Source organism: Streptomyces sp. T39 (assembly GCF_008042045.1).
In the GTDB taxonomy this organism is placed as follows: Bacteria; Actinomycetota; Actinomycetes; order Streptomycetales; family Streptomycetaceae; genus Streptomyces.
Map to the genome: position 1 here is coordinate 1 of NZ_RDBP01000209.1, position 692 is coordinate 692.

The following is a 692-nucleotide window of genomic DNA, read 5'->3' on the forward strand; positions in this document are numbered from 1 at the left end:
GCGCCCCGAACGCTCCGACGTGGCCCTCTGGGCCCTCGACCTGCTGCTCCTGCTGCCCGCGCACCCGGCCAGGCTGCGCTACGAACGCGCCCAGCTCCTCGTCCAGCGCGGTGCCTTCACCGAGGGCGCCGCCGAGATGGACGCCTACGCCGACGTCGTGTCGGCGGTCGAGCCCACCACCGCCGACCTGGTGCGCGGCCGTGCCCGCGCCGCCCGCGCCATGCTGAACTGACCCGGCGCGGCCCAGGCGCGGATGTYGTTCAGGACGCGCGAGACGACCGCGAGCGGATCCGCGGGCCGGCTGCTCACGGCCGAGGACACCGCACTGCTGGTGACCGGTGCGACCGGGTCCCCGCCGAGCCCGTCGATGCTCCGGCCCGCGCCGAACGGGTCCGCGAGGACGAGGGACTCCGGGTCGCCGAAGCCGACGACGAAGTGGCCGGGCGGGCGACCTCCGTCCACAGGACGGAGAGGAGGATCGGCAGTCCGCGGCGGCGCCGCAGCACCTCGTGGAGCAGCGACGACTCCAGCCGCTGGTAGTCCCCCGGAGTGCCGTGGAAGCCCTCGCGGCCGCCCAGCAGGTCCCCGAGCGCCCGCGCCCACGCGTGCGGCCCGGACAGTCCGTAGGGGAGCATCCCCGCGAGCCGGTCCAGTTCGATCTGGGCGGAGTCGATGCCGGCCTGGTCCAGGGC

The 692-nt window shown here is 75.8% G+C and carries 1 protein-coding gene and 1 pseudogene; one reads left to right on the plus strand and one right to left on the minus strand.

Going from position 1 to position 692, the window contains the following annotated elements:
- Window positions 1-232, plus strand: a 232-nt coding sequence (locus EAO77_RS37025) for a tetratricopeptide repeat protein (protein ID WP_147992654.1), incomplete at its 5' end; no start/stop codon positions are given.
- A gap of 5 nt (window positions 233-237) precedes the next feature.
- Here EAO77_RS37025 and EAO77_RS37030 read toward each other — a convergent pair.
- Window positions 238-692: pseudogene (locus EAO77_RS37030) on the minus strand (transglutaminase family protein); the annotation flags it as partial.